The sequence below is a fragment of the Paraglaciecola sp. genome (assembly GCF_039943935.1).
GTDB lineage: Bacteria > Pseudomonadota > Gammaproteobacteria > Enterobacterales > Alteromonadaceae > Paraglaciecola.
The window spans coordinates 202,738-224,581 of the sequence record NZ_JBDUZQ010000020.1 but is presented as its reverse complement, the minus strand read 5'-3'; the positions used below and the strand labels follow the sequence as shown (position 1 = coordinate 224,581).

Annotated in this window: 21 protein-coding genes; 3 read left to right on the top strand and 18 right to left on the bottom strand. The window is 37.7% G+C overall.

Going from position 1 to position 21,844, the window contains the following annotated elements; translation table 11 throughout:
* Positions 1 to 8: 8 nt before the first annotated feature.
* From ABJD71_RS11505 to ABJD71_RS11430, 16 genes are all read right to left on the bottom strand, one after another.
* Complete coding sequence (locus tag ABJD71_RS11505; protein ID WP_348169086.1) at positions 9 to 497, bottom strand: CvpA family protein; 489 nt, start codon at positions 495 to 497, stop codon at positions 9 to 11.
* Positions 498 to 633: 136 nt separating this feature from the next.
* Positions 634 to 1,302 carry an SPOR domain-containing protein gene (locus tag ABJD71_RS11500; protein WP_348169083.1) on the bottom strand — a complete coding sequence of 223 codons (669 nt, stop codon included), beginning with the start codon at positions 1,300 to 1,302 and terminating at the stop codon, positions 634 to 636.
* A gap of 4 nt (positions 1,303 to 1,306) precedes the next feature.
* On the bottom strand, positions 1,307 to 2,599 hold the full coding sequence (gene folC / locus ABJD71_RS11495) for a bifunctional tetrahydrofolate synthase/dihydrofolate synthase (protein WP_348169080.1): 1,293 nt from the start codon (positions 2,597 to 2,599) through the stop codon (positions 1,307 to 1,309).
* A 3-nt stretch (positions 2,600 to 2,602) separates the two neighbouring features.
* Positions 2,603 to 3,451, bottom strand: a complete 849-nt coding sequence (gene accD / locus ABJD71_RS11490; protein WP_348169077.1) for an acetyl-CoA carboxylase, carboxyltransferase subunit beta — start codon at positions 3,449 to 3,451, stop codon at positions 2,603 to 2,605.
* 171 nt (positions 3,452 to 3,622) lie between these two features.
* Positions 3,623 to 4,408: a tRNA pseudouridine(38-40) synthase TruA gene (truA, locus tag ABJD71_RS11485; protein WP_348169074.1), complete on the bottom strand. Its 786-nt coding sequence runs from the start codon at positions 4,406 to 4,408 to the stop codon at positions 3,623 to 3,625.
* Positions 4,409 to 4,520: 112 nt separating this feature from the next.
* Positions 4,521 to 5,867, bottom strand: coding sequence for a sigma 54-interacting transcriptional regulator (locus tag ABJD71_RS11480; RefSeq protein WP_348169071.1), 1,347 nt, complete (start codon positions 5,865 to 5,867; stop codon positions 4,521 to 4,523).
* Positions 5,864 to 6,442, bottom strand: a complete 579-nt coding sequence (locus ABJD71_RS11475) for a hypothetical protein (RefSeq protein ID WP_348169069.1) — start codon at positions 6,440 to 6,442, stop codon at positions 5,864 to 5,866. The genes ABJD71_RS11480 and ABJD71_RS11475 overlap by 4 nt, the downstream gene beginning before the upstream one ends.
* On the bottom strand, positions 6,439 to 7,848 hold the full coding sequence (locus ABJD71_RS11470) for a HAMP domain-containing sensor histidine kinase (protein WP_348169066.1): 1,410 nt from the start codon (positions 7,846 to 7,848) through the stop codon (positions 6,439 to 6,441). Before ABJD71_RS11470 ends, ABJD71_RS11475 begins: the two co-directional genes overlap by 4 nt.
* A gap of 82 nt (positions 7,849 to 7,930) precedes the next feature.
* On the bottom strand, positions 7,931 to 8,206 hold the full coding sequence (locus tag ABJD71_RS11465) for a hypothetical protein (protein WP_348169063.1): 276 nt from the start codon (positions 8,204 to 8,206) through the stop codon (positions 7,931 to 7,933).
* Positions 8,207 to 8,719: 513 nt separating this feature from the next.
* Positions 8,720 to 9,163 (bottom strand): TerB family tellurite resistance protein, encoded by a 444-nt coding sequence (locus ABJD71_RS11460; RefSeq protein WP_348169060.1) that lies wholly within the window; start codon positions 9,161 to 9,163, stop codon positions 8,720 to 8,722.
* Between the two features lie 87 nt (positions 9,164 to 9,250).
* Positions 9,251 to 10,297: an ABC transporter ATP-binding protein gene (locus ABJD71_RS11455; protein WP_348169379.1), complete on the bottom strand. Its 1,047-nt coding sequence runs from the start codon at positions 10,295 to 10,297 to the stop codon at positions 9,251 to 9,253.
* A gap of 19 nt (positions 10,298 to 10,316) precedes the next feature.
* Positions 10,317 to 11,888, bottom strand: a complete 1,572-nt coding sequence (locus ABJD71_RS11450) for an iron ABC transporter permease (RefSeq protein ID WP_348169376.1) — start codon at positions 11,886 to 11,888, stop codon at positions 10,317 to 10,319.
* A gap of 109 nt (positions 11,889 to 11,997) precedes the next feature.
* On the bottom strand, positions 11,998 to 13,011 hold the full coding sequence (locus ABJD71_RS11445) for an extracellular solute-binding protein (RefSeq protein WP_348169057.1): 1,014 nt from the start codon (positions 13,009 to 13,011) through the stop codon (positions 11,998 to 12,000).
* A gap of 80 nt (positions 13,012 to 13,091) precedes the next feature.
* Positions 13,092 to 13,469, bottom strand: coding sequence for a GNAT family N-acetyltransferase (locus ABJD71_RS11440; RefSeq protein ID WP_348169373.1), 378 nt, complete (start codon positions 13,467 to 13,469; stop codon positions 13,092 to 13,094).
* 81 nt (positions 13,470 to 13,550) lie between these two features.
* Positions 13,551 to 15,197 (bottom strand): SpoIIE family protein phosphatase, encoded by a 1,647-nt coding sequence (locus tag ABJD71_RS11435; RefSeq protein ID WP_348169054.1) that lies wholly within the window; start codon positions 15,195 to 15,197, stop codon positions 13,551 to 13,553.
* A gap of 6 nt (positions 15,198 to 15,203) precedes the next feature.
* Positions 15,204 to 15,509, bottom strand: a complete 306-nt coding sequence (locus ABJD71_RS11430; RefSeq protein WP_348169051.1) for an STAS domain-containing protein — start codon at positions 15,507 to 15,509, stop codon at positions 15,204 to 15,206.
* Between the two features lie 127 nt (positions 15,510 to 15,636).
* Here ABJD71_RS11430 and yciH point away from each other — a divergent pair, with 127 nt between their 5' ends.
* From yciH to pheA, 3 genes are all read left to right on the top strand, one after another.
* Positions 15,637 to 15,957 (top strand): stress response translation initiation inhibitor YciH, encoded by a 321-nt coding sequence (gene yciH, locus ABJD71_RS11425; RefSeq protein ID WP_348169048.1) that lies wholly within the window; start codon positions 15,637 to 15,639, stop codon positions 15,955 to 15,957.
* Between the two features lie 23 nt (positions 15,958 to 15,980).
* On the top strand, positions 15,981 to 16,781 hold the full coding sequence (locus tag ABJD71_RS11420; RefSeq protein WP_348169045.1) for a response regulator: 801 nt from the start codon (positions 15,981 to 15,983) through the stop codon (positions 16,779 to 16,781).
* 234 nt (positions 16,782 to 17,015) lie between these two features.
* Positions 17,016 to 18,197 (top strand): prephenate dehydratase, encoded by a 1,182-nt coding sequence (gene pheA, locus ABJD71_RS11415; RefSeq protein WP_348169042.1) that lies wholly within the window; start codon positions 17,016 to 17,018, stop codon positions 18,195 to 18,197.
* A 93-nt stretch (positions 18,198 to 18,290) separates the two neighbouring features.
* On the opposite strand, the gene ABJD71_RS11410 is transcribed toward pheA, so the two are convergent.
* Together ABJD71_RS11410 and tyrA are read right to left on the bottom strand one after the other, a co-directional pair.
* Entirely contained in the window at positions 18,291 to 20,612 is a 2,322-nt protein-coding gene (locus ABJD71_RS11410; RefSeq protein WP_348169039.1) for a methyl-accepting chemotaxis protein, read from the bottom strand.
* 79 nt (positions 20,613 to 20,691) lie between these two features.
* Positions 20,692 to 21,834 (bottom strand): bifunctional chorismate mutase/prephenate dehydrogenase, encoded by a 1,143-nt coding sequence (gene tyrA / locus ABJD71_RS11405; protein ID WP_348169036.1) that lies wholly within the window; start codon positions 21,832 to 21,834, stop codon positions 20,692 to 20,694.
* Positions 21,835 to 21,844: the final 10 nt, after the last annotated feature.

The following is a 21,844-nucleotide window of genomic DNA, read 5'->3' as shown; positions in this document are numbered from 1 at the left end:
TTACCTTTTTATATGGGCTTTATAAAACTCGAGTTGTTTTGTAAGTACTCAAAAAACCACTCAATAATTAAACTAAATTCTGGAATAAGTAATGATGTAACCCACCAGTCTGAGTCAGACAAGGGGGTAAATGTATCTAAGAAAAATAATAATGCACTCACAATTAAGACGCCCCTCAAACCACCAAAAACTAATCCAAGGGCTCTATCGGTCCCGCCTAATCCAGTGAATTGTACAAGCTGGGAAATAAGATAATTAACTAATCCTCCCACTATCAATGTGACAATAAAAAGAATAGCAATGGCAATACCATTTCGGAGCATATCGTCATCGAACCGTGTTAAATACGTGGCGAGATCAGCATAAAATTGACTAGCTATGAAGAAAGCACTAAACCAGATGGCGAGGGAGATAGCTTCTTTTACAAAGCCTCTGATCAAGCTGATCACAGCGGAAAGTATAATCACACCAATAATGGTATAGTCTATCCAATTCATAAGATTCTTTAGTGTTGCTCTATAGGCATGAAATGCAGACCATTTAGTCAATAAATTGGTCTATAAATCAAAGAATTAAAATCGCGCGCATTCTATCAAAAGGCTAAATGAAAATCCTACTAATTTTAACGTTAGATCACTGAACAGTAAAAGGTGTCACTCTACCTTGTAACTTAGTCACTTCTTTCAAATGTGACAAAGACTCTTCTAGTTTGCTTTTTTGTAAATCAGGACCGACAAAAACCTTAGTCAAAACCCCAGAACTAGTATTAACAGGACGGCTAAATGCTCGATAACCTGCTTTTTCTAAGAGATTAAGTAAATCATTAACATTTTTCTTGTGTCGAAAACTGCCTAACTGTACTACCCAACCAGCACTTATCTCAGAGCTTTTGGCGCTGTCATCTACAATTGTATCTTTTTCTAAGCTGCCTAATTCAATAGTTTTTTCTATTGCTAACGCGGTTGCTACAGGCTCATTCTTCGTTTTTATTACAACAGTACTTGAATCTTGCAATTGCTTACTCGTCATATCTGCTGCTTTACTCTGTTCAATATCTGCTAGAGGTTCATCTACAGCTTGCTCTGAAATTACTTCAACCTGTCGAGTTGCAATAGCTTTGATTTTATCTACCTGTATATCACTTGGAACTTCTACTTTGCGAACTTCTGGTTTAGGAGGGAGATCTACAAACGTATTTTGCGTAACTTGCTTTTTACCGCCTAACAGATCAGGTAAAAATATCACCGCTATTGCTACAACAATTATTGTACCTACAAGCCGATTTTGTAATGCTGAAGTCAATTAATTACGCCTCTTCAATAAGGGAGTATCCCTTTAAATTCAATATTTCAGCTACCGTAAAAAATGAGCCAAACACAACAACCAGGTCACCTTGTTGAGCTACATTTAGCGCACTTTTATAAGCTTCAAGAACAGAAGTAAAGTTTACCACTTTTTTATTCGATGTTAAGTGGGAAGCGATGAGATTTGCAGATGCCCCCCTTGGTACGTCTAAATCTGCACAGTTCCAGCTTGAAACAATATCCATCATTGGCGCTAAACTAGCCTTAATATCTTTATCAGCCAACATAGCAACAACTGCGATTACACGGTCATAATCTAGCTCTAAATCCATTATATCATTAGCCAACAATGCTGTAGCTTGAGGGTTGTGGGCGACATCAAGTAATACAGTTGGCGCAGATTGAACAATGTGTTTTCTACCCATCAGCTTTGTTTTCGAAATTATTTGTGAAAGTTGGTCGTCATTATATGTTTGACCTAATAGTGACAGTACTTTCAAACCTGTAGATACATTCTGTGCGGGTATCATAGGCTTTGATATATGTTGATAATTATGAATACTGTCATCCCAGTAGAAACAATTATTATCAACAGAGTATTTAAAATCTTTTGATTGCCAATAGGCTTTAACTTGAATCCTTTTAACTTCATCAATCAAAGTTTTTGGTGGATCAAGTTCACCTATTACAACATCAATGTTGGTACGAAAAATACCAGCTTTTTCGATGGCAATTTTTTCTCTAGTATCACCTAACCAATCTTGATGATCTAAACCAATACTCGTAATAACAGCAACATTAGGGTTGATAATATTGACAGCATCTAACCGTCCCCCTAACCCAACTTCTAAAACAATAAAGTCAGCATTAGATTGCGCTATCAAACATAATGCAGCAAGAGTTCCAAACTCAAAATAGGTGAGCGCAATATCTTTACGAGCAACTTCTACTTGGAGAAAACTGAGACAATGATTCATTTCAGGTAGCATTTTACCCTTAATTCGAACACGTTCACGATAGTCAATCAGGTGGGGCGAACTAAATACTGCAACCGACTGATTTTTAAACAACAAGGCTTCTTCAATGAACGCACAAGTTGTGCCTTTACCATTGGTGCCAGCAACAGTAACAACTGTTTTATCACTAAAACTAATGTTTAGATTTTTGAAGACTTGAGCAACACGATCTAACCCTAACTCTATATTACTAGGGTGAATAGACTCTAAATATTTTAGCCAAGTCTCCAAATTCCATGTTTGTTGTTCTAAACGATTAAACGTAGAATTATCAGACATTAATTAATGATGCTGGTGATGAAGTTTAGATAATAGACTGAATATTTTATCGCGCATTTCACGACGATCTACAATGATGTCGATGGCCCCTTTTTCTAACAAAAACTCACTTCGTTGGAAACCTTCGGGTAACGTTTCTCTAACAGTTTGCTCAATTACTCTCGGGCCAGCAAAACCAATTAATGCTTTTGGCTCAGCGACATTGACATCTCCCAACATAGCTAAACTAGCCGATACTCCACCCATGGTAGGATCCGTCAACACGGAAATATAAGGCAAGCCTTTTTCGCTCATTTTAGCCAAGGCCGCACTTGTTTTTGCCATTTGCATAAGAGATAGCAATGCTTCTTGCATTCGCGCACCACCACTGGTAGAAAAACAAACAAGAGGCATATTATGTTCTAAACAAGCTTCAACAGCTTTAACAAATCTAGCACCAACTACAGAAGCCATTGATCCCCCCATGAAGGCAAACTCAAACACAGCAACTGCGACCGGCATACCTCTCAGTTTTCCTTGCATAACGACTAACGCATCTTTTTCATTAGTCTTTTTCTGAGCGCCGCTTATCCGGTCTTTATATTTTTTCGAATCCTTAAACTTTAGAATGTCTTGAGGTTCAAATTCAGCACCTAACTCTAACCGCTCACCTAGATCAAGAAAACTATTAATTCGAGCGCGCGCTGTAATTCTCATATGATGACCACATTTTGGACATACACCAAGCTGCTTCTCTAGTTCTGTTTTATATAAAACGGCATCACATTCCCCACATTTAGTCCAAATACCTTCTGGCACATTACTTTTAGTGGAGGACTTAGTCCGCGGGAGTATTTTTTCTATCCAACTCATTTCAAAACCCTACTTTACAATTTGTCCGAAAAACAAATTGAAACTATTTAGATAATATATGACGCTATTTTTGCTGCTTTTCGAGAACGCCATTGTTGATCATAAGACCAAAAGAACCGCTATTAAATCACATCCTACAATTATCACGAAACTTAAACTGGTCTTAGAAGTTTAGTCTGCCATAAAAAGTGGTCCTAATGGATGTTTTGGCAAAGTAAATTCTTCAGGATAGGTAACATGAACTAAATATAAACCATGGGGTTTAGCTGTGGCAGCAGCCTTAGTTCGATCTCTACCCTCTAATAATGTGTTCATCCAAGATACTGGCTGTTCTTTTTGACCAATAGCAAGTAGAGAACCTGTAATATTGCGTACCATATGGTGTAAGAATGCATTCGCTTTCACATCAATAACAATATAGTCGCCAAAACGCTTAACACTGATATACGTTAAGTTCCTAACCGGAGTATTCGCTTGACAATTAACAGCCCTAAAAGCACTAAAATCATGCTTGCCCACTAAATGCTGGGCGGCTTTGTGCATTAGTTGAGAGTCAAGATCAGCATGAATGTGGGTCACACCTTTTGCCAAGATACTATTGCGCATACGATTATTATAAATAATGTAACGATAACGCCTAGCTGTAGCAGAGAATCTTGCATGGAAATCACCATCCATGGTTTGGACCCATTTCGCTGCAATTGAATCGGGCAAATAACGATTTACCCCTATTGTCCAGGCTTTATCAGGACGTTGGCAAAGCGTGTCAAAATGTACAACCTGACAGGTTGCATGCACTCCAGCATCTGTTCGGCCGGCGCACACTATCTTAATTTGCTCGTCAGCTATCTTAGATAAAGCCTCCTCAACATGCTGTTGCACACTGGTTACGCTCTGTTGTCGCTGCCACCCGTGATAAGGTGCCCCATTATATTCGATACCCAATGCAACTCGCATTAATGCCTGCCACCTAAAAAAATTGCGAGTATTGTAAGGAAGTTCACCTCAAAATACAGTCATTTTTCCTAATCAGAAAACATTTTACTAGATACGTTAAATCGATAGTGTATTAAGCTCTTTTAAAATCAGCAGATTGTAATTCGTGCTTTTTCATTAACTTATGCATATCAGTACGATTTCTACCTGCAATTTCTGCAGATCGAGTCACGTTTCCATCTGTCATCTTTAATAACTTGAGCAAATATTGATGCTCAAATGCATCCCTCGCTTCAGTTAGCGTTGGCCATTTTTTGTCTGTAGCCGATAAAGCTTGCTCCACCAAATGAGAAGCAATCACGGGTGTGTGAGTTAAGGCTACACATTGCTCGACAACGTTTACTAACTGCCTTACATTTCCAGGCCATTGGGATGTAGTCAAAATTTGTAAAGCATCATCAGAAAAACGACTTACCTTTACTTGGTGTCTAGCCGCACTACTTTTTAATAAATGCCTTGCTAACAAAGGAATATCTTCAGACCGTTCTCGTAAAGTAGGTAATGTAAGGTTTACAACGTTTAAACGATAGTATAAATCTTCCCTAAAATTTCCATCAGCCATTTCTTTATTTAAATTCTTATGGGTAGCAGAAATCACTCTGACATCAATGGGAATTTGTTTACTTCCCCCTACAGGACGGATCATTTGCTCTTGAAGTGCTCTTAACAATTTAACCTGTAGTGGTATTGGCATATCGCCAATTTCGTCTAAAAATAATGTGCCGCCATCGGCTTCCCGAAATAGACCTTTATGTTCATTAATTGCGCCAGTAAAAGCACCTTTAGCATGTCCAAATAATTCAGATTCAAGTAGGTTTTCTGGCAAGGCTCCACAATTAATCGCTACAAAGGCTTTGTTTGTTCGTTTACTTGCCTTATGAATAGCACCAGCCAATAACTCCTTACCTGTTCCACTTGCGCCACTAATAAGCACACTAACATCTCTTTGAGCAACACGATATGCCTGGTCTAAAAGTTGCTCCATCTGCATAGAACGAGTAATTATACTCTCACACCACGGTTCCTTTTGAAGACTTGACTTCTGACTCACCGCCTTTGTCATCAATGTACGTAATTCATCATGATCTATTGGTTTCGCAAGGAACCCAAAAACTCCCCTTTGCGTCGCTTCAACGGCATCTTGAATTGTCCCATGTGCTGTCATTAGAATGACCGGAATATCTTTTCTTAAGGCCATCATCTCTTCAAATAAACTTAGACCATCTAAACCCGGCATCCGTAAATCACTTAACACCACATCATAATTTTGCGCACTGATTAATTTTAGTGCCTCTTTCCCGCCAGCTGCAGTTTGTACGTTGTAACCTTCACCTTGTAACCTGATAGTCATTAATCTTAATAAATTTTCATCATCATCCACTAACAGTACACTTGGATCTAGCTCATTGGGTTGACTCATTGTTTGTCCTCTTGCCCATTTTTTAATATCGACGCCTCAATATTTAACAATTGCTCAATTTGACTTTGTTGTTCTTCCAATTTCAACTTTTGCCTTTCTAATTGTAAACGCCATTCTTCAATACTCTCGACTTTTTGAGTATTGATCTTACTTAATGTCACCAGGGCAGACTCCAATTCCAACAAACTCTGACTCGGTGTATACAAAGCCACTTTCAAAAACTTTCTCATACCTTCATTCAATTTAGGGAAAACAGCCTCAGCCCAAATTTGCGCTCTTAAACGGTTTTGGTAAGGAGTGCTTTTACCTTGGCTAAGTAACACTTTTCTCAAGATATCCACATCAGTATCACCTAAAGCGTCGATTTTAGTTCTTCGCTCCGGCCAATCGATACTCTCTACTTCAGCCCAATAACCTAGCCAATAATGGACATCGCAATCAACATTGGTAGATTTTATTTTCCATATACAATAAGTCTGCGCATTCTTAACTTGATTAACCGGTTGATTAGTATGTAAAAGTTCACAACTACTCATCAAAAACAACAATAGAACAAATAGAAAATTTAACTTCATACACTCACTTCTTTATTATTTGGAATTTGTACTCTAATACACACGTCAGCGTAATCAACATCAACCATCATTGCTTTACCGAACATCATTTTCGCACAGTCAGAAACAATAGATAGCCCTAGGCCAGATCCCGTAACACGATCATTACGTACCCCTTCACCGCGGCTAAATGGCTGAAACAGTAGGTTTCTTTGCTCAGGCTCAATTGGCTTACCTCTGTTGGAGAAATCTAATATCTGAGTACCTCCGTCATTATAAATACGAATGTCAATTGGCCTTCCTTTACTTCCATGTGCTATGGCATTAGACAATAAGTTATCAACGATTCTTCGATATAACTTTTCATCAGCATACAAAACTGCAATATCTATCTGCATATTAATTTCATTGCCATGCTGCTGAATAGCCAAGCTATTATCTGTAATAAAATCATTAAAAAAAGATTTGGTATCAAACTCACAGAATACAGGTTTAGATTGTTGCAATAAAATATTGTAATCGAGTAATTGCACAATCAATAAATTTAATCTCTCTGTACTGCTATTTAGTAGGTGTAAAACCTCTTTCTGTTGTTCGTTTAACCCTCCTACCACTTCTTCAGTCAATAAAGAGCACCCCTCTTTTATACTAGCTAAAGGGGTTTTAAGTTCATGGGATGCGTGGCGTAATAAAGCATGACGTAAACTTTCAAGCTGCGATAACCTAGATGCTAAACCATGGAGCTTATGCTCTAATGAAATGAGCTCCTTTGGACCAGATTTTGACACGTTAGGTAAGTTTTCATCTTGACTAGCAATCGCACTAATCACTTCCTCGAGCTTAATTACTGGTTTTAAAATAGTCTTAATACCAATCACAATTAATAAAAATGAAATGCTAACTAAAAATGCAGTGAGCCAAAATTGAGTTTGCCTTACAGAACTAACATACAACTGCTGCTCATGAATACGTTCGTCTAATTGTGCATCAATTTGAACAACAAGGTCTGATTGCCGATTTCTGAATTCTGCAAACTGTGCATCCAATAAGAGCTGATCTTCGTCAGGTGAAAAATTAACAATCCAATTCAATCTCTCATCTAATGCCAAACAATTTTGTTGTTCAATAACTTGCTGGCAAATGTAATCCTTATAACCAATAAAACGAGTTACAGACTTATCTATTAAGTCCTTCAAAGCTTTCTTTTCTAGTATATTGAACTGTCGTACTAACCTTTCTATATCGATAGACAGGTTCTCCATTTTACTTACTTGACGAACTAAGTTGACGGAATACTCAGCTTCATCGTTTGCAATTTTGCCTATCTCACCAAAGGTGAATTGGCTGTAGCCAACCAGCATGGCCAGGGGCACTAACACCACGACAAAACTCACAAATGTAAGTTGTCGTAACGAGCTAAGTTGCATATCCATATCCTTAAATTTTAACTGGCCACTTACATAAAAAGGCCGAGTTAATCGACCTTTGTACATACATTATTCGTTTTTTTCAGGCAGACTTTAACGTGCTTACCTTTTGCACAATACTAATTTGGGCTTTTTTAAGTTCCGTTTTACTAATTTTTCCATCATTATTGCAATCAATTGTACCGAAAGTTGCAAGAATTTGCGGCTCAACCACTGACTCTCTCAGTGTTATATGACCATCTTTATCCAAATCAAGTTTTTCAATTAACGCATTTTTTGCTAGAGCAGGTTTAGAAAAAACTAAGATTAAACACCAAGCGCATAAAAAAAAACCAGTAACACAATTTTCTCTTCTCATTCCTTTTACCTATGTAATTCATTTTAAATTAAGGCATCCATGCCAAACTCAAATTAACCTTAGTTAATTTAAGAGAACTAGTGCTATCTTTTACAAACGTCAATTCACAAAATATTTATGTAAATACACTAAATCTCTTCATCATACTCTCAATCCATAAATGTACTCGAGTAACCAATTCAAGTTGAGTATGACTATCATGGAATATATTTCACAAATCGTGCCAAAAAAAATAACATTTAATTTCAATAACTTATTACTACATACCAATATCATAGATTGAACATGGTACTTTCTGAAGACACTTGATATTTAGTGTTTTTACAAAGGTAAATTAGTTAGCTTTCTCCATCTAAATCTGCAGAAGCATAAATTTAGACAAGATATGTAGATTACTTACTTAAAATGTCTATGTAATCAAAATCAAATTCTCAAAAGTGACGTTCAAATTTGTGTACTTAGAGCCTGTTGTATATTGCAGACAGCATAATAAAATTAGTAATTTTTAAACAGTTACAATGAGTTAGAGGCCAACTTACTTTGTATAAACTCTCGATGTGGTATATATAATAAATCTGCAATTTTTCTGATAGTGTATTCTTCATCTGGGCTTAACTGGTGGTCTGCGTAGGCAATTAACCATAAAGAGTCTAGTACACGTCGTTTTTCATCAGCCCCATAATAATCATTTAGCACACGAGTAAACTGTTGATAATCTGTCGCTTCTTCAGCCTCTTTTTTAGTTAACTCACATAAAGTAGTGAAATCTGGTTGGGAAAGAGAAAAGTGTTTTTTCAATTGTGCTTCGTAGCTAATAAACTCACTCTGCTCAAATTTATGGTCGGCGCGCATTACTTCATATAACAAAACAGCTGTTGCCAACTCAATGTTAGGCTTAGTTGACTTTTCATTTTGCTCAAACTGCTGTGTAAACCACTTATTTACTGCTGATAACATGTAGACCCCAAGTAGGTTGGTTTTCTATGGTTATTGTGACGGGTATACGCCCTTTTCAGACCCAGTTTCGATTTATCATAATACACTTCATCTACTAACAGAGAATACAATTACATGCTCAAGTTCCAAGCGAATACCAAACAACTCACCGACTTTATGGTCATGATGACTTAATGCTAGACACAACACTGACAATCTATTTTTTACCTGCAGTTCTAACTCGTATAAAGTATGTGAACCTCGAAAAGAACGTGACACTACTTTAGCCAAGCTATTGCTGCTGTTATCGTATAAAACATCATCTGGACGCACCAACATTTCTAATGTATCCCCTCGCTCGAAAGAATACTCACGGCTAAGTTCAAATTCTCCCAAATCACACTTTAGCATATTATTGGCTTGTATTTGTGCTGGTAAGAATGCACCATCGCCAATAAAGCTAGCGACGAATTTATTGACAGGTTTATGATATAACCCATATGCATCAGACCACTGGATTAATTGGCCTTTTGACATGACACCAATAATATCAGCCATTGTGAAAGCTTCATGTTGATCATGAGTGACCATCAATGCAGTAGTATTTTCATGTTTTAATATGCAACGTATATCTTTTGCAAGCTCATCTCGTAGTTCGGCATCTAAACTTGAAAAAGGTTCATCCAATAACAATAAATCAGGTCTTGGCGCCAGAGCCCTAGCTAATGCAACTCGTTGTTGTTGACCACCAGACAATTCATGTGGGCGGCGATTTTCATAACCAGATAATCCTACTAACTCTAACAGCTCCAACATTCGTTGCTTTTTGACTGACTTTTGTTTTTGATACAAACCAAAAGTAACATTCTCAGCAACGGTAAGGTGAGGAAATAATGCATAATCCTGAAACACAACAGCTACTTTACGAACCTCTGGAGGCACCATAGTATCAGCATCATTTACCACTGTATTTCGTAGACTTAAGCTACCAGACGATAGTTTTTCAAAGCCCGCTATTGCTCTTAATACTGACGTTTTGCCACAACCTGACGGTCCCAATAAACAACCAATTTGTCCTACTAACAAATTAATATTAACGTTATGTACAACCACTTCATTTTTATAAGCCACACTAACATCGTTGAGGGTTAACATTGCATCCTTAAAAAACAGTTCATTCATGGACAGCTCTATCCATAATTTTAGTTAACAAAACGACGGGTAAAATCCCAACTAAAACAATAGATAAAGCGGGTAAAGCTGCATCAGATAAGCGTTCATCGGATGCTAATTCAAATGTTTTTATAGAGAGGGTATTAAAGTTAAATGGTCTTAATATTAACGTTGCAGGCAGCTCTTTAAGCACATCAACAAACACTAATAACAATGCACTTAACACACTCGTTTTAAGTAAGGGAATATGTACAGCTTTAAGAATATGGATTGGCTTATAACCTAATGACCGAGCGGCATCATCCATGCTTGGTTTGATTCTAGCCAAACCGGTTTCAACATTATGTAATGCTACGGCCAAAAAACGACTACTGTATACTAAGATTAAAGAAAACAGAGAACCCGAGAGTACCAAACCGACACTTGTATTATACAAGCCTTCCGTCACCTCATTTAATCGTAAATCTAACCAACTTAATGAGATTAATGCGCCTATAGCAATCACCGTTCCAGGAACAGCATACCCCAAACTCACCATGCCAACCAATACCTGAATTAGTTTAGAGTGATTTAGCCTTTTCCCATAAGCAAATAACAATGCTATCGATACTGCTGATATTGAAGCAATAGACGCTAAATAAAAACTATTCCAAACTAATACTAAAAAACCTTGAGTAAATTGCTCTTGAAATGTATCGACTGCCCAGCTCATTAACTGCATGAAGGGCAATAAAAACCCAAGCAGTACCGGAGTAAAACACAAAATAAAGACCAAAATATTTGCACCTTTATTTAATCTTTTTCTTTGATTAGTTTTAGTCACTTGACCTTGAAAATAATAGCTAGTCTTACGTCGCGAAAAATGCTCCACAAACAAAAGTAAAATAACAAAACCAGTTAATACTGCAGCCAGTTGGGCCGCCGCCATACCATTATTCAAGCCAAACCAAGTACGAAATATCCCCGTTGTAAAAGTGCTAATTCCAAAATATTGAACAGTACCATAGTCAGCAAATGCCTCCATCATAGCGAGGGCCATTCCCATAAGTATTGCAGGTCTAGCTAAGGGAAAAACGACTTTAAACCAATACCTCAATGATGATATCCCTAGACTTTTCGCTGTTTCTTCTAAATTTCTAGGTTGGTCAATAAAGGCTGTTCTAGCAAGTAAATAAACATAAGGATATAAAACCAGCGCTAACATTAAGGTAGCCCCACCTAGAGAGCGAATCTCTGGGAAATAGTAATCACCATACTTCCAATCAAATTGGCTTCTTAACCAAGTCTGGAGGGGGCCAGCAAAATCGAGTATTCCTGTATAAGTATAAGCAACAATATATGCAGGCATGGACATTGGCAACAGTACTAACCATTGTAGGTATTTCCGTCCAACAAAATCATAACGAGAGATACACCATGCCAAAGGCGTCCCAATTAGAATAACCAAAGCCCCAACGCCAAATGCAAGGCATAATGAATTAAACACGTAATCACTCAGCACTGTATTAAAAAGATGTTGCCAGACGTCGAACTGAGGATAGATGAAACTAGCGAATACCAAACCCGTTGGCATTGCTAAAATTAGACAACCAATACCAATCCACCAAGTCCAAGGGTTCTTCCACTGAGATTGGCTCACAAAATAACAAAAGTTGTCACGGGGTCGTCATAAGAAGTAAAGCTTATTTCCACCCAGCACGATCCATGACTTTTACAGCTTCAGCATTTAACTCACCGAGCTGAACCAAAGGTACTTGTTCCATTTTAAAATCACCAAAATTCTCCAACACATCACTCCATGCTATATTTGGCAATATTGGGTACTCATGATTAGTCATGGCATACCACTGCTGAGATTGAGCTTTCAACAAGAAATCAATCAGCTTTGACGCAGCTTTAGCATTAGGGGCATGTTTGGCAAGAGCAACACCAGAAATATTAATATGTGCACCACGATCACTCTGATTTGGCCACACAACTTTAATTTTTTGTGCCTGTGCTCTCGTAGTTTCATCATCAGAAGTCAACATGCCTGCTAGGTAATAAGTATTTGCAATAGCAACATCACATTGGCCCGACGCAACCGCTTTAATTTGGTCCCTATCACCACCTTGAGGCGGTCGAGCAAAATTCCTAACAAGGTTATTCACCCAGATTTCGGTTTGCTCTACACCCAACTGACTAATCAATGATGCAATCATAGACTGATTGTAAATATTGTTAGAACTACGAATACATATACGCCCTTTCCATTCGGGCTTAATCAGGTCTTCAATATTTTTAATAGCACTGGTATCGAATTTTTCAGAAGACACCATAATAGGCCTTGCTCTCATTGATAAACCAATCCAATGGCCTTGTGAGTCTCGAAAGTTACTCGGTACGGAGGCAACAGCGTCAGTGAGGCTTACCATCTGCGTTAACCCTTGTTGCTTAGCTCTGTATAATCGCCCCACATCAGTAGTCAATAATAAATCAGCAGGGCTGTATTTACCTTCTTTGGCTAACCTAGTAATGAGATTATCCGCCTTACCTGTAACTAAATTAACTGATATACCGGTTTCTTCAGTAAACTTGTCTAGTAAAGGCTTAATTAACGCTTCTTTCCGTGCAGAGTATAAATTAACCTGCTTAGCCCAAACAAGTGGCGACAGCACAGATGAAATAACGAAAAAACTGGCGATAATTTTTTTCAAGGGGTACCTTTTTAATTCACTACAACTATTCATTATCAAAATGTTAATCTAGTTGAGAACTATTCTCAATTAATATTTAACTATTCTTCAAACATCAAATAATGACTCTCATTCATACCAAGGGATTTATAGGCCTTTTGAGCAACTAAATTTTCTTTCTCTACATATAACCTAAAACCACACACATCCTGTTTTTTAGCAAGCATCTTCACTTGATTATACAGAGCAGAGTACAACCCGCGTCGTCTAGCCTTCGGTATGACATAGACACTTTGTATCCACCAAAATTCACTATTACGCCAATCACTCCACTCAGTCGTTACCATAAGACTCGCAACAATTTCCCCTGCTTGTTCAGCAACTAAATAAAACCCTTTATTTTTATCCTCCAAAAGCGCAGCAACACCTTTTGTAAGTGTGGTTTCATTCAGCTTCTTCTGCTCCGTTTCAAAAGCCATACTTTGATTAAACTCAACCAATGTCGATAAGTCTGAGGCTTTTGATATTCTTAATTCAAAATCTGACAATTTTTATTCCCATTAGAGTTTATATATTACGTTTACGATATTACCGTGATTACTATAATTTACCGACTCACATAACTCTTTTACTAGCGAAATACCCCGCCCGTATGAATTTTCAATTGAAGTATGCGCAGCCGCTCTTACTAAATCAAAGCCTTTCCCAGAATCCACTAATTGTATCCCTAGCTTCTTTTGCTCTGGGAAGTACTCTATTGTAATTTCTATAAATGCATTTTCCAGAGTACGTAACTTTTCTTCCCGCAAACTATAGTATTCTAAAAATCCATCATCACTTTCTTTTAGGCTAGAGTCTAAGTTCAATAGGCCGTGCTCCAACGCATTGTTATACAACTCACTGAGAATCGTAAATAACTCAGAATGAATAGCAAACAACCCCAATTCATTCGTCATGATATTGACCAACTCAATAATTGGATCGGAAACTCTCATGTATTCAGGGATAATGTTACTTATAATTTTTAAGGGTAGTTTTGACTCTTCAGTTACTTTAGTTACTGGGGCTAGTTTTTGACTGGTATAAATGACCATAGTGACATCATCTTGTCGCTCTTCCCCAGCTAAATATCCTTCAGCTTTAGTTAAGAGCCCTTTGATATCTATATCTGGTTTCTCGATTAGCCAATTCTCAAAACCGGAATCCCCTAACATTTCACCTGAAGTTTTTTGTAATTCAACAATCCCATCACTGAACCCAATTAACCTTTGTCCATATTCAATTTCACTACGTTCAACTTCCGACTCAAATTCACTTTTATCCAATATACCTAGTGCCATGTGCCTTGATTCGTAGCGATTAATTATTTCTCCATTAGTATCTTGTAAAAGTAATGCAGGCATTCCTCCATTCCAAACATCTATATGTTTACCAGTGGAACTAACTTCGACGATCAAGGCTGCAAAAAACATTTCATCTGGTAACAATGGCAATAGAATTTGATTGATTGTTTCTGCCATTTCCATCAAAGACAACCCTTTTTTGGACATCGCTTGAAATGCTTGTGAAACAGGTATGGCTCCGATAGCGGACGCTAATCCATGACCAGTGAAGTCTCCAATTAAAAAATAAAATCCTCCTGCAGGACTAGCGCAAGCTAAAAAAAGATCACCATTAAAGTCAGTCGCAGGTTCAAGACAATGATCAATATATTCAGTATAAAAATCATCTGTTGCCAAAGCATTGCTGAATATATGTTCTACTATTTGATGTTCTCGTTCGATGGCATTTTGGTAAAACGTTAATTGTTTGTTCTGCTCATAAGCTTTTCTACTTAATTGACGAGTTCTAGCATGAGCACGAATTTTTGCTGATAAAACCACTTTATCAAAAGGTTTAGCAACAAAGTCGTCCCCACCAACTTCTAAACATTTAACTAAAGCAGATTCATTATCTAATCCCGTAATAAAAATAATTGGAAGATAAATATCACCTGCATTACATTTTAATATCTTTGCTACTTCATAACCGTCCATGCCGGGCATGATAACATCTAGTAGAATAAGGTCAGGCTGAAACTGCTCTGCAACCTTAATTGCAGTTTCACCATCCTCAGCCTCAAGCGTATCCGTATAGCCCTGCTGTTCAAGCATATGCATCAACAAAAATCTGTTTAGGGAGTCATCATCTACGACTAAAATGCGCATATGATACTAACTAATACTGAATTTTTTACTGAAACGCGCAATTCTCAATATATTAAGAACTTGCGGTCGACAATTTGTAATTTTGTAGGTTGATACTTGTTTAGCCAGTGTTTTTTGCATATTCAACAACATACCTAGTGCTGAACTATCCATATATTCTGTGACTTGTAAATCAATCACGATTGCGTTCACTGTGTCAGTATCGTTAGAGTAAGCAGTTCTAAAATCCTGCACTAGACTAAAATCGAACCTTTCACTCAAAAATATAGTTAGCTGCTTTTTATCCTCTGAGAACTCACGTTCTAAACTCATATAAAACTCCGTTACATTTAAAGGCTAAAACCTAGAAGGTTATTAAATAATAGTTTTCCAACTTTTCCTACAATCATTAACATTTTTTTTATAAAATAATTAAAAATCGTCATGAGATAATAGTTGAATGAATAATAATAGCCTAGTTTACAGTACCGAAACCGGACGAATATCACCTCAACACACAAAAGAGCCAAAAGTAAACACCGACGGAGTGGTTCGTATCCGCAGAGAAACAAAAGGCCGCAAAGGGAAAGGGGTGACTACAATTAGTGGATTACCACTACCCCAAGAAGAAATAAAAGCCATGTGCACTAAATTAAAAAAAATGTGCGGCACTGGTGGCGCCGTAAAAGAAGGGGTTATTGAAATTCAAGGTGATAATAGAGATAAAATCAAGGCAACCCTAGAACAACTAGGTCATAATGTAAAATTAGCAGGCGGTTAACCCTTATATTAATTGGAGTGTGAATGTATAACATATCTTTATCTGAGGTCAGTATAATTTTAGTAGAACCTTCAGATACCCAGCGAAAAATAATCACCAAACAATTGGCAGCAGCGGACATTCTTCAAGTAGAAGCGGTTAGCTGTGTAACAGAGGCAATGGAAGCCGTCTCTAAACACGGAGCTGACTTAGTGGTTAGTGCAATGTATTTTGAAGATGGCTCTGGCTTAGATATCATTAAACAGATAAAAAGTGATGAGTCTTTAGCATCTATTCCCTTTATGTTGATCTCCAGTGAAAATAGAGTCGAAAAACTTGAAGAGTTCAAACAATCTGGCGTCGCAGCTATTCTTCCAAAACCATTTACTCCAGACAACTTATCAAAAGCCTTAAATGCGTCACTTGACCTAATCAACTCGGAAGAGTTGGATTTAGAGCTGTTTGATATTCACGAGGTGCGAGTTCTCTTAGTAGACGACAGTAAACTGGCCAGGAATCATATTTGCCGAGTGCTAAATAGTCTTGGATTACAAAAAATTGAACAGGCTGAAAACGGAGCACAAGCTCTAACCTTACTAAAGGATAATACGTTTGACTTAGTTGTGACCGACTATAATATGCCAGAAATGGATGGCCGAGAACTCTCAGAATTTATTCGTTTTAATCCAGATACTGCACATATTCCAATTATAATGGTTACGAGTGAATCTACATCAAGTTTGCATATGGCCAATATCCACCAAACAGGTGTCAATGCCCTATGTGACAAGCCTTTTGAGGTAAATGAAGTTCGCTCAATGTTGGCTTCTTTATTAAATAACTAAATCTAAGTGCTAACCTATTTTTGATGGTTTGGGCGTTATTCTCAAATCATCAAAAAGCGCAAAATTAACCTTAAGTAAAAGATTGACTTATATTCAATAAATTTTTAGATTTGTTTTTAAACATCTCTACTTTACACGCTTAAAACAGCGTTATTTGTAACCTATAGCAAAAATCTAGTAACAATATGACTAGCTTAAATCAGGGTTATTTATAGAAATAAACAAGTGAGCACTATGCCATCATCCGAATTAGAAGAACTTAGAATTAAAATCACTGAACTTGACACAGAATTGCTAACTTTTTTAGCAAAACGTCAGAAATATACTAACCAAGTAGCAGAAACAAAAATCAAAAACCAGATACCCGTAAGAGATCAAAAGCGGGAAGAACAGTTACTAGTTCGACTTATAAAAGAAGGCAGAAAAAATGGACTGGATGCTCATTATGTAACCCAGCTTTTTCACGTCATTATAGAAGACTCTGTTTTAAATCAACAAGCCTTATTAGCCGCCAGAGCCAACCCAGGAAGTACACTTCCTTTAAATAGGGTAGCTTTTTTAGGGGACAAAGGTTCATATAGTTATTTAGCTACGCAAAAATATTTTTCTAGACGTCCAGGCGAGCTTTTGGAGATTGGTTGCCAAAGCTTTACTGAGATCATCTCAAAAGTAGAAACCAACGAAGCAGATTATGCTGTACTTCCAATAGAGAATACATCGTCAGGCAGTATCAACGAAGTCTATGACCAATTACAACATACCAATTTGTCTATTGTAGGTGAACTAACACACCCTGTTAAACATGCATTATTGGTATCTACTGATACCGATATAAATAAAATAGAAGTTCTATATGCTCACCCTCAGGTATTCGCCCAATGTAGCCATTTTTTGGCTGAATTAGGAAATATTGAAGTTAAGCCTTGTGATAGTACTTCAGCAGCTATGCTAAAGGTGGCAGAACTTAAGTCAGGAAATGCTGCAGCTATGGGCAGTGAAACTGGAGGAAGACTATATGGGCTACATGCAATCCAGTCTAACTTGGCTAACCAAAAAGAGAATCACAGTAGATTCTTTGTAGTCGCTAGAAAAAGCGTCAACGTACCATTGCAGGTACCAGCAAAAACAACCTTAGTTATGTCAACGGTACAAAAGCCCGGCTCATTGGTGGAAGCTCTGATGGTGTTGAGAGATAACAATATCAATATGACTAAACTTGAGTCTAGGCCAATTACAGGTAACCCTTGGGAAGAAATGTTTTACCTAGACGTTGAAGGCAACATTCAGGATGGCCCGATGCAAAGCGTGTTAGAAACGTTACAGTCAATGACCCGTTACTTCAAAGTACTGGGGTGTTATCCAAGCGAAGAAGTAAGCCCCACAAAAGTAGCTGCTGTGACAGCATTGGCTGAGTAGATACACAACTTTGTAATTGTAAAATATATCAAAACGTAGAAATCAAAAAAGCCTGATGATTACAAATCATCAGGCTTTTTTTTCAAAATAAGCTTACACTTTAAATCTAGATACCAAATCTCTAGTCTGCTCAGCGACCTTCGCCAAGCTTTGCGCAGCATCACTTGTCTGTTCTGAGCCTGACTCTACATCTTTCGCTAATTCACTAATACTATCAACACTTTGAACTACCGAAGCAGAAGCTTGAGACTGCTCTTCTGTTGCACTGGCAACTGTATCTGTTAACTCCAAAACTTGCTTAAGGTTTTCTGACAACTCATCCAACGCTACAGTTACCAAATCAACTAAATGTATACCGCCACTCGCAGCTTCAGTTGCTCGCTCCATTGAATTTACTGATTTGTTAGCAGACTGATTCATAACTTCAACCAAATTGGATATTTCGATGGTGCTTTCTCGAGAGCGTGTCGCCAATGCCCTCACTTCATCAGCAACTACTGAAAATCCGCGTCCAGCCTCCCCAGCACGGGCAGCTTCAATAGCTGCATTTAAAGCCAATAAGTTAGTTTGGTCAGCGATACTTGTAATTACATTTAAGACAGTTGTTATCTGATTAACTTCATCTTTTAAGTTGAAAATAACAGAGCTAGAATCGTCAATTAACTGCACCAGCAATTTAATATTGTCAGCAGCTAAGTCTGCTCTTTCCATGTTTTCATGCAAGCTGCTCTGCGCATCGATACTTTGTTGACTTGTTTTCAGTGTCGACTTACTTACGTCTGAAACCGCTTGGCTAAGCTGCTTCATAGCAGTTGAAACCATATGAGTTTGGTCTCGCTGACGTTGTGTTTGTTCTGAACTTTCTGAAGTTATAACCGTTAACTGTTGAGATGCAGAAGAAAGACTATCTGCATCAACTTTAATCTGTGCAATGATGTCTCTGATTTGTCTGACAAACGTATTAAATCCGTCAGATATTCTATCAACTTCAGGAATGCCTGAAGCCTTAAGCTGAATAGTTAAATCCCCTTCTCCCGCAGACAACTCTTCACAAGTACTACCAAGCTCTCTCAAAGGTCGAACTAACACAGCAGAAAACCAAAGTATAATTAGAATAGAAATAATTAACAAAACAGCACTTATAATGAACGTGAAAGTGATAAGGTGGCTTTTTACAATTTCAGCAGAAGCTAATGCCTCACTAACTTCTACTTCAGCCAATATTGCATAATCAATATCACCTATTTTAACTGGTGCATAATAAGAAAACACTTCAACATCGTGATAGTCAATCATTCGGTCAAATCCACTCTCACCGCTTAAGGCTTTGCGAGCACCATCTGAGTCTGCCGGTTGAATACCAATTACCGTGTCTTTTGCTTTTATTTGTTTTGCTATGTTTGGATAGCTTTTCTGAACTTTTTCAATGTAGTGGACTTTATCTTCTAAAAATGATCGGCTTTCACTCATCATATTGCTGCTGCGATTTAGTAAGTAGGTTTCACCTGTTTTTCCGAACCCATTTTTACTCCACTTTTCATGATGAGTTAACACACCATTGATTTTATCCATAGGCATTTGGAAAATCAAAACAGCAACCGGCTTACCATTTGAATAAATGGGAGATGCCACAAACCCTGCTAGGGCTTCATAAGATGGCTTATAGCTACTAAATTCACTATAAAACACTTCGTCTTCATCGCTTGCAGCCATAGCCTTCGCAAATACTTTTCCTATTCCTGTTGCCGCATATGGCCCACTCTTTAAGCTCGTCGCATAATCAATTTCTTTAAATACACTGTAAACAATATTACCAGTATCGATATCAGCAATAAAAATATCATAGTAACCAAATTCCTGTAAAAAGTGTCGTATCTCAGGATGCACGTCTGCATGCAACTGAGCGTAAGAAGAGGTATTCGAAACGCTAGCTAGGCTATCTTTTTCACCAAGAGGATGAGGTGATGCAGCGATAAAGTCATATTGTAACGCCAACGCATTGTCGTTTAAGGTACCTATTAAGCTATCTGCATTATTGATAGGAGAAGCATTACTAGCATTGTATTGTTGAGCAAAATCTTCTGTATAATAACGCTGAAGCTGCTCGACCTCTATCGCGTTCAGTTTTCGCCTTTGGTCGGTATATTCGTTATATGATGAAATAAAACCAACGGCAACTTCTGCTATGGTTTTATCAAATGATTTGGCTCTAACCTGTGACGTAATAAAGTCAAAATACTCATCTAGAGCTTCACGTGTTTGAACGTTCTGTGACGTTAACCGATTTTTAATGGCATCAGTTAATGCAATATTGGCTTCATTAACTGAAATTTTAAGAGACACCGTCCCCATTAGAATAATGGAAAATAGTACTAATGATACTGTCGCCAACAATAGTCGCATTTTTAAAGACATTCAGTCTCTCCTTGTGTATGTGTTAATTAAAACGTAAATACCACAAATAATTTAATTAGTTAATAGGTCACATCAAGTGCTAACGCTCTTCACTTAAAGTACGGTCATCATCGGCTTTTAATAAAAACTGCTTGCTATCAACCAGGCTTTGTTTTGCATAATCACCAAACCAAGCACTTACTTTAGTAAATTGTTGAATGAACTTTTCTTTGTCACTATTCTCTACCAAAGCTAATGCTTGATTAAATTTCACACTAAATTCAGTCAACATGGCAACACTATCTTTATTGTCAAAAATAATATCGGCATATAAAGCTGGAGCTTGAGCAAATAATCGACCAACCATTCCTAACTCTAGTCTATAAATTGGAGAGCTCAAAGAAATTAATTGTTGTAAGTCTGGATTTTCTCCAGCCAAGTGGGAGCCAAATACAAAACTACAAAAGTGTCGCATAACTTGTATAAAAACCATGGCATCATCATGCTCCTTTGCATCACATTGCTGTAATATCCCCCCCCAATTTCTAATTTGTTGCAATAACCATTCATATTGCTCTGTTTCTCTGCCATGACATACTACTACGACTTGTTTAACTAGACTCGGTACATCTGGGCCAAACATGGGATGCAAGCCAACCACAGGCCCCTGATGAGCTTTCATCATAGCCGTCAATGGCTTTTGTTTAGTACTGGTAACATCGGCTAAAATGCAGGTTCTAGGGAGTTGAGTTAAGCGGGAAATGATAATCTCTGTGAGTTTAATTGGAACTGCGACTAGCACTAAACCAGCGCCCTCAAAAATACTTTCACTTTGCGCCCAGTCACCCTCTTCCAATACCTCAACTTGGTAACCACTTCGTTTAAATAAATCTACAAATATTCTTCCTAAAGCGCCAGCTCCACCAACTACAACGATTTTTTTGATATCGGGGTTAGTACATAAAAATTCTGTACTTTTTGTATGATAAGACTCTCGCATGATCCGACGCATTAAGTCTTCGATTAAAACGGGAGATACACCTTGCCTTTTCGCTTCACTTTTGCGGCTAGTGATGATGCTAGCCTCTGCTTCTGCAACATAAATTGGGGAACCAGATTTACTTTTGTACTCCCCAACTTTTGTCGTTAACTCAGCTCGTTGAGCCAACAGCTCAACGATTTGTTTATCTATTACTTCTATACTCTCACTTAATCCATCTAACTCGTTTGGTAACTCTGGCATACATGTCCTA

Bases quoted from the DNA above. Each gene is read 5' to 3' on its own strand.
- accD (WP_348169077.1), bottom strand. From the start codon at position 3,451: ATGAGTTGGATAGAAAAAATACTCCCGCGGACTAAGTCCTCCACTAAA.
- ABJD71_RS11435 (WP_348169054.1), bottom strand. From the start codon at position 15,197: ATGCGCATTTTAGTCGTAGATGATGACTCCCTAAACAGATTTTTGTTG.
- ABJD71_RS11470 (WP_348169066.1), bottom strand. From the start codon at position 7,848: ATGCAACTTAGCTCGTTACGACAACTTACATTTGTGAGTTTTGTCGTG.
- ABJD71_RS11475 (WP_348169069.1), bottom strand. From the start codon at position 6,442: ATGAAGTTAAATTTTCTATTTGTTCTATTGTTGTTTTTGATGAGTAGT.
- ABJD71_RS11460 (WP_348169060.1), bottom strand. From the start codon at position 9,163: ATGTTATCAGCAGTAAATAAGTGGTTTACACAGCAGTTTGAGCAAAAT.
- truA (WP_348169074.1), bottom strand. From the start codon at position 4,408: ATGCGAGTTGCATTGGGTATCGAATATAATGGGGCACCTTATCACGGG.
- pheA (WP_348169042.1), top strand. From the start codon at position 17,016: ATGCCATCATCCGAATTAGAAGAACTTAGAATTAAAATCACTGAACTT.
- ABJD71_RS11420 (WP_348169045.1), top strand. From the start codon at position 15,981: ATGTATAACATATCTTTATCTGAGGTCAGTATAATTTTAGTAGAACCT.
- ABJD71_RS11430 (WP_348169051.1), bottom strand. From the start codon at position 15,509: ATGAGTTTAGAACGTGAGTTCTCAGAGGATAAAAAGCAGCTAACTATA.
- ABJD71_RS11455 (WP_348169379.1), bottom strand. From the start codon at position 10,297: ATGTTAACCCTCAACGATGTTAGTGTGGCTTATAAAAATGAAGTGGTT.
- ABJD71_RS11410 (WP_348169039.1), bottom strand. From the start codon at position 20,612: ATGTCTTTAAAAATGCGACTATTGTTGGCGACAGTATCATTAGTACTA.
- ABJD71_RS11450 (WP_348169376.1), bottom strand. From the start codon at position 11,888: ATGCCAACGGGTTTGGTATTCGCTAGTTTCATCTATCCTCAGTTCGAC.
- ABJD71_RS11480 (WP_348169071.1), bottom strand. From the start codon at position 5,867: ATGAGTCAACCCAATGAGCTAGATCCAAGTGTACTGTTAGTGGATGAT.
- ABJD71_RS11505 (WP_348169086.1), bottom strand. From the start codon at position 497: ATGAATTGGATAGACTATACCATTATTGGTGTGATTATACTTTCCGCT.
- yciH (WP_348169048.1), top strand. From the start codon at position 15,637: ATGAATAATAATAGCCTAGTTTACAGTACCGAAACCGGACGAATATCA.
- ABJD71_RS11440 (WP_348169373.1), bottom strand. From the start codon at position 13,469: ATGGCTTTTGAAACGGAGCAGAAGAAGCTGAATGAAACCACACTTACA.
- tyrA (WP_348169036.1), bottom strand. From the start codon at position 21,834: ATGCCAGAGTTACCAAACGAGTTAGATGGATTAAGTGAGAGTATAGAA.
- folC (WP_348169080.1), bottom strand. From the start codon at position 2,599: ATGTCTGATAATTCTACGTTTAATCGTTTAGAACAACAAACATGGAAT.
- ABJD71_RS11465 (WP_348169063.1), bottom strand. From the start codon at position 8,206: ATGAGAAGAGAAAATTGTGTTACTGGTTTTTTTTTATGCGCTTGGTGT.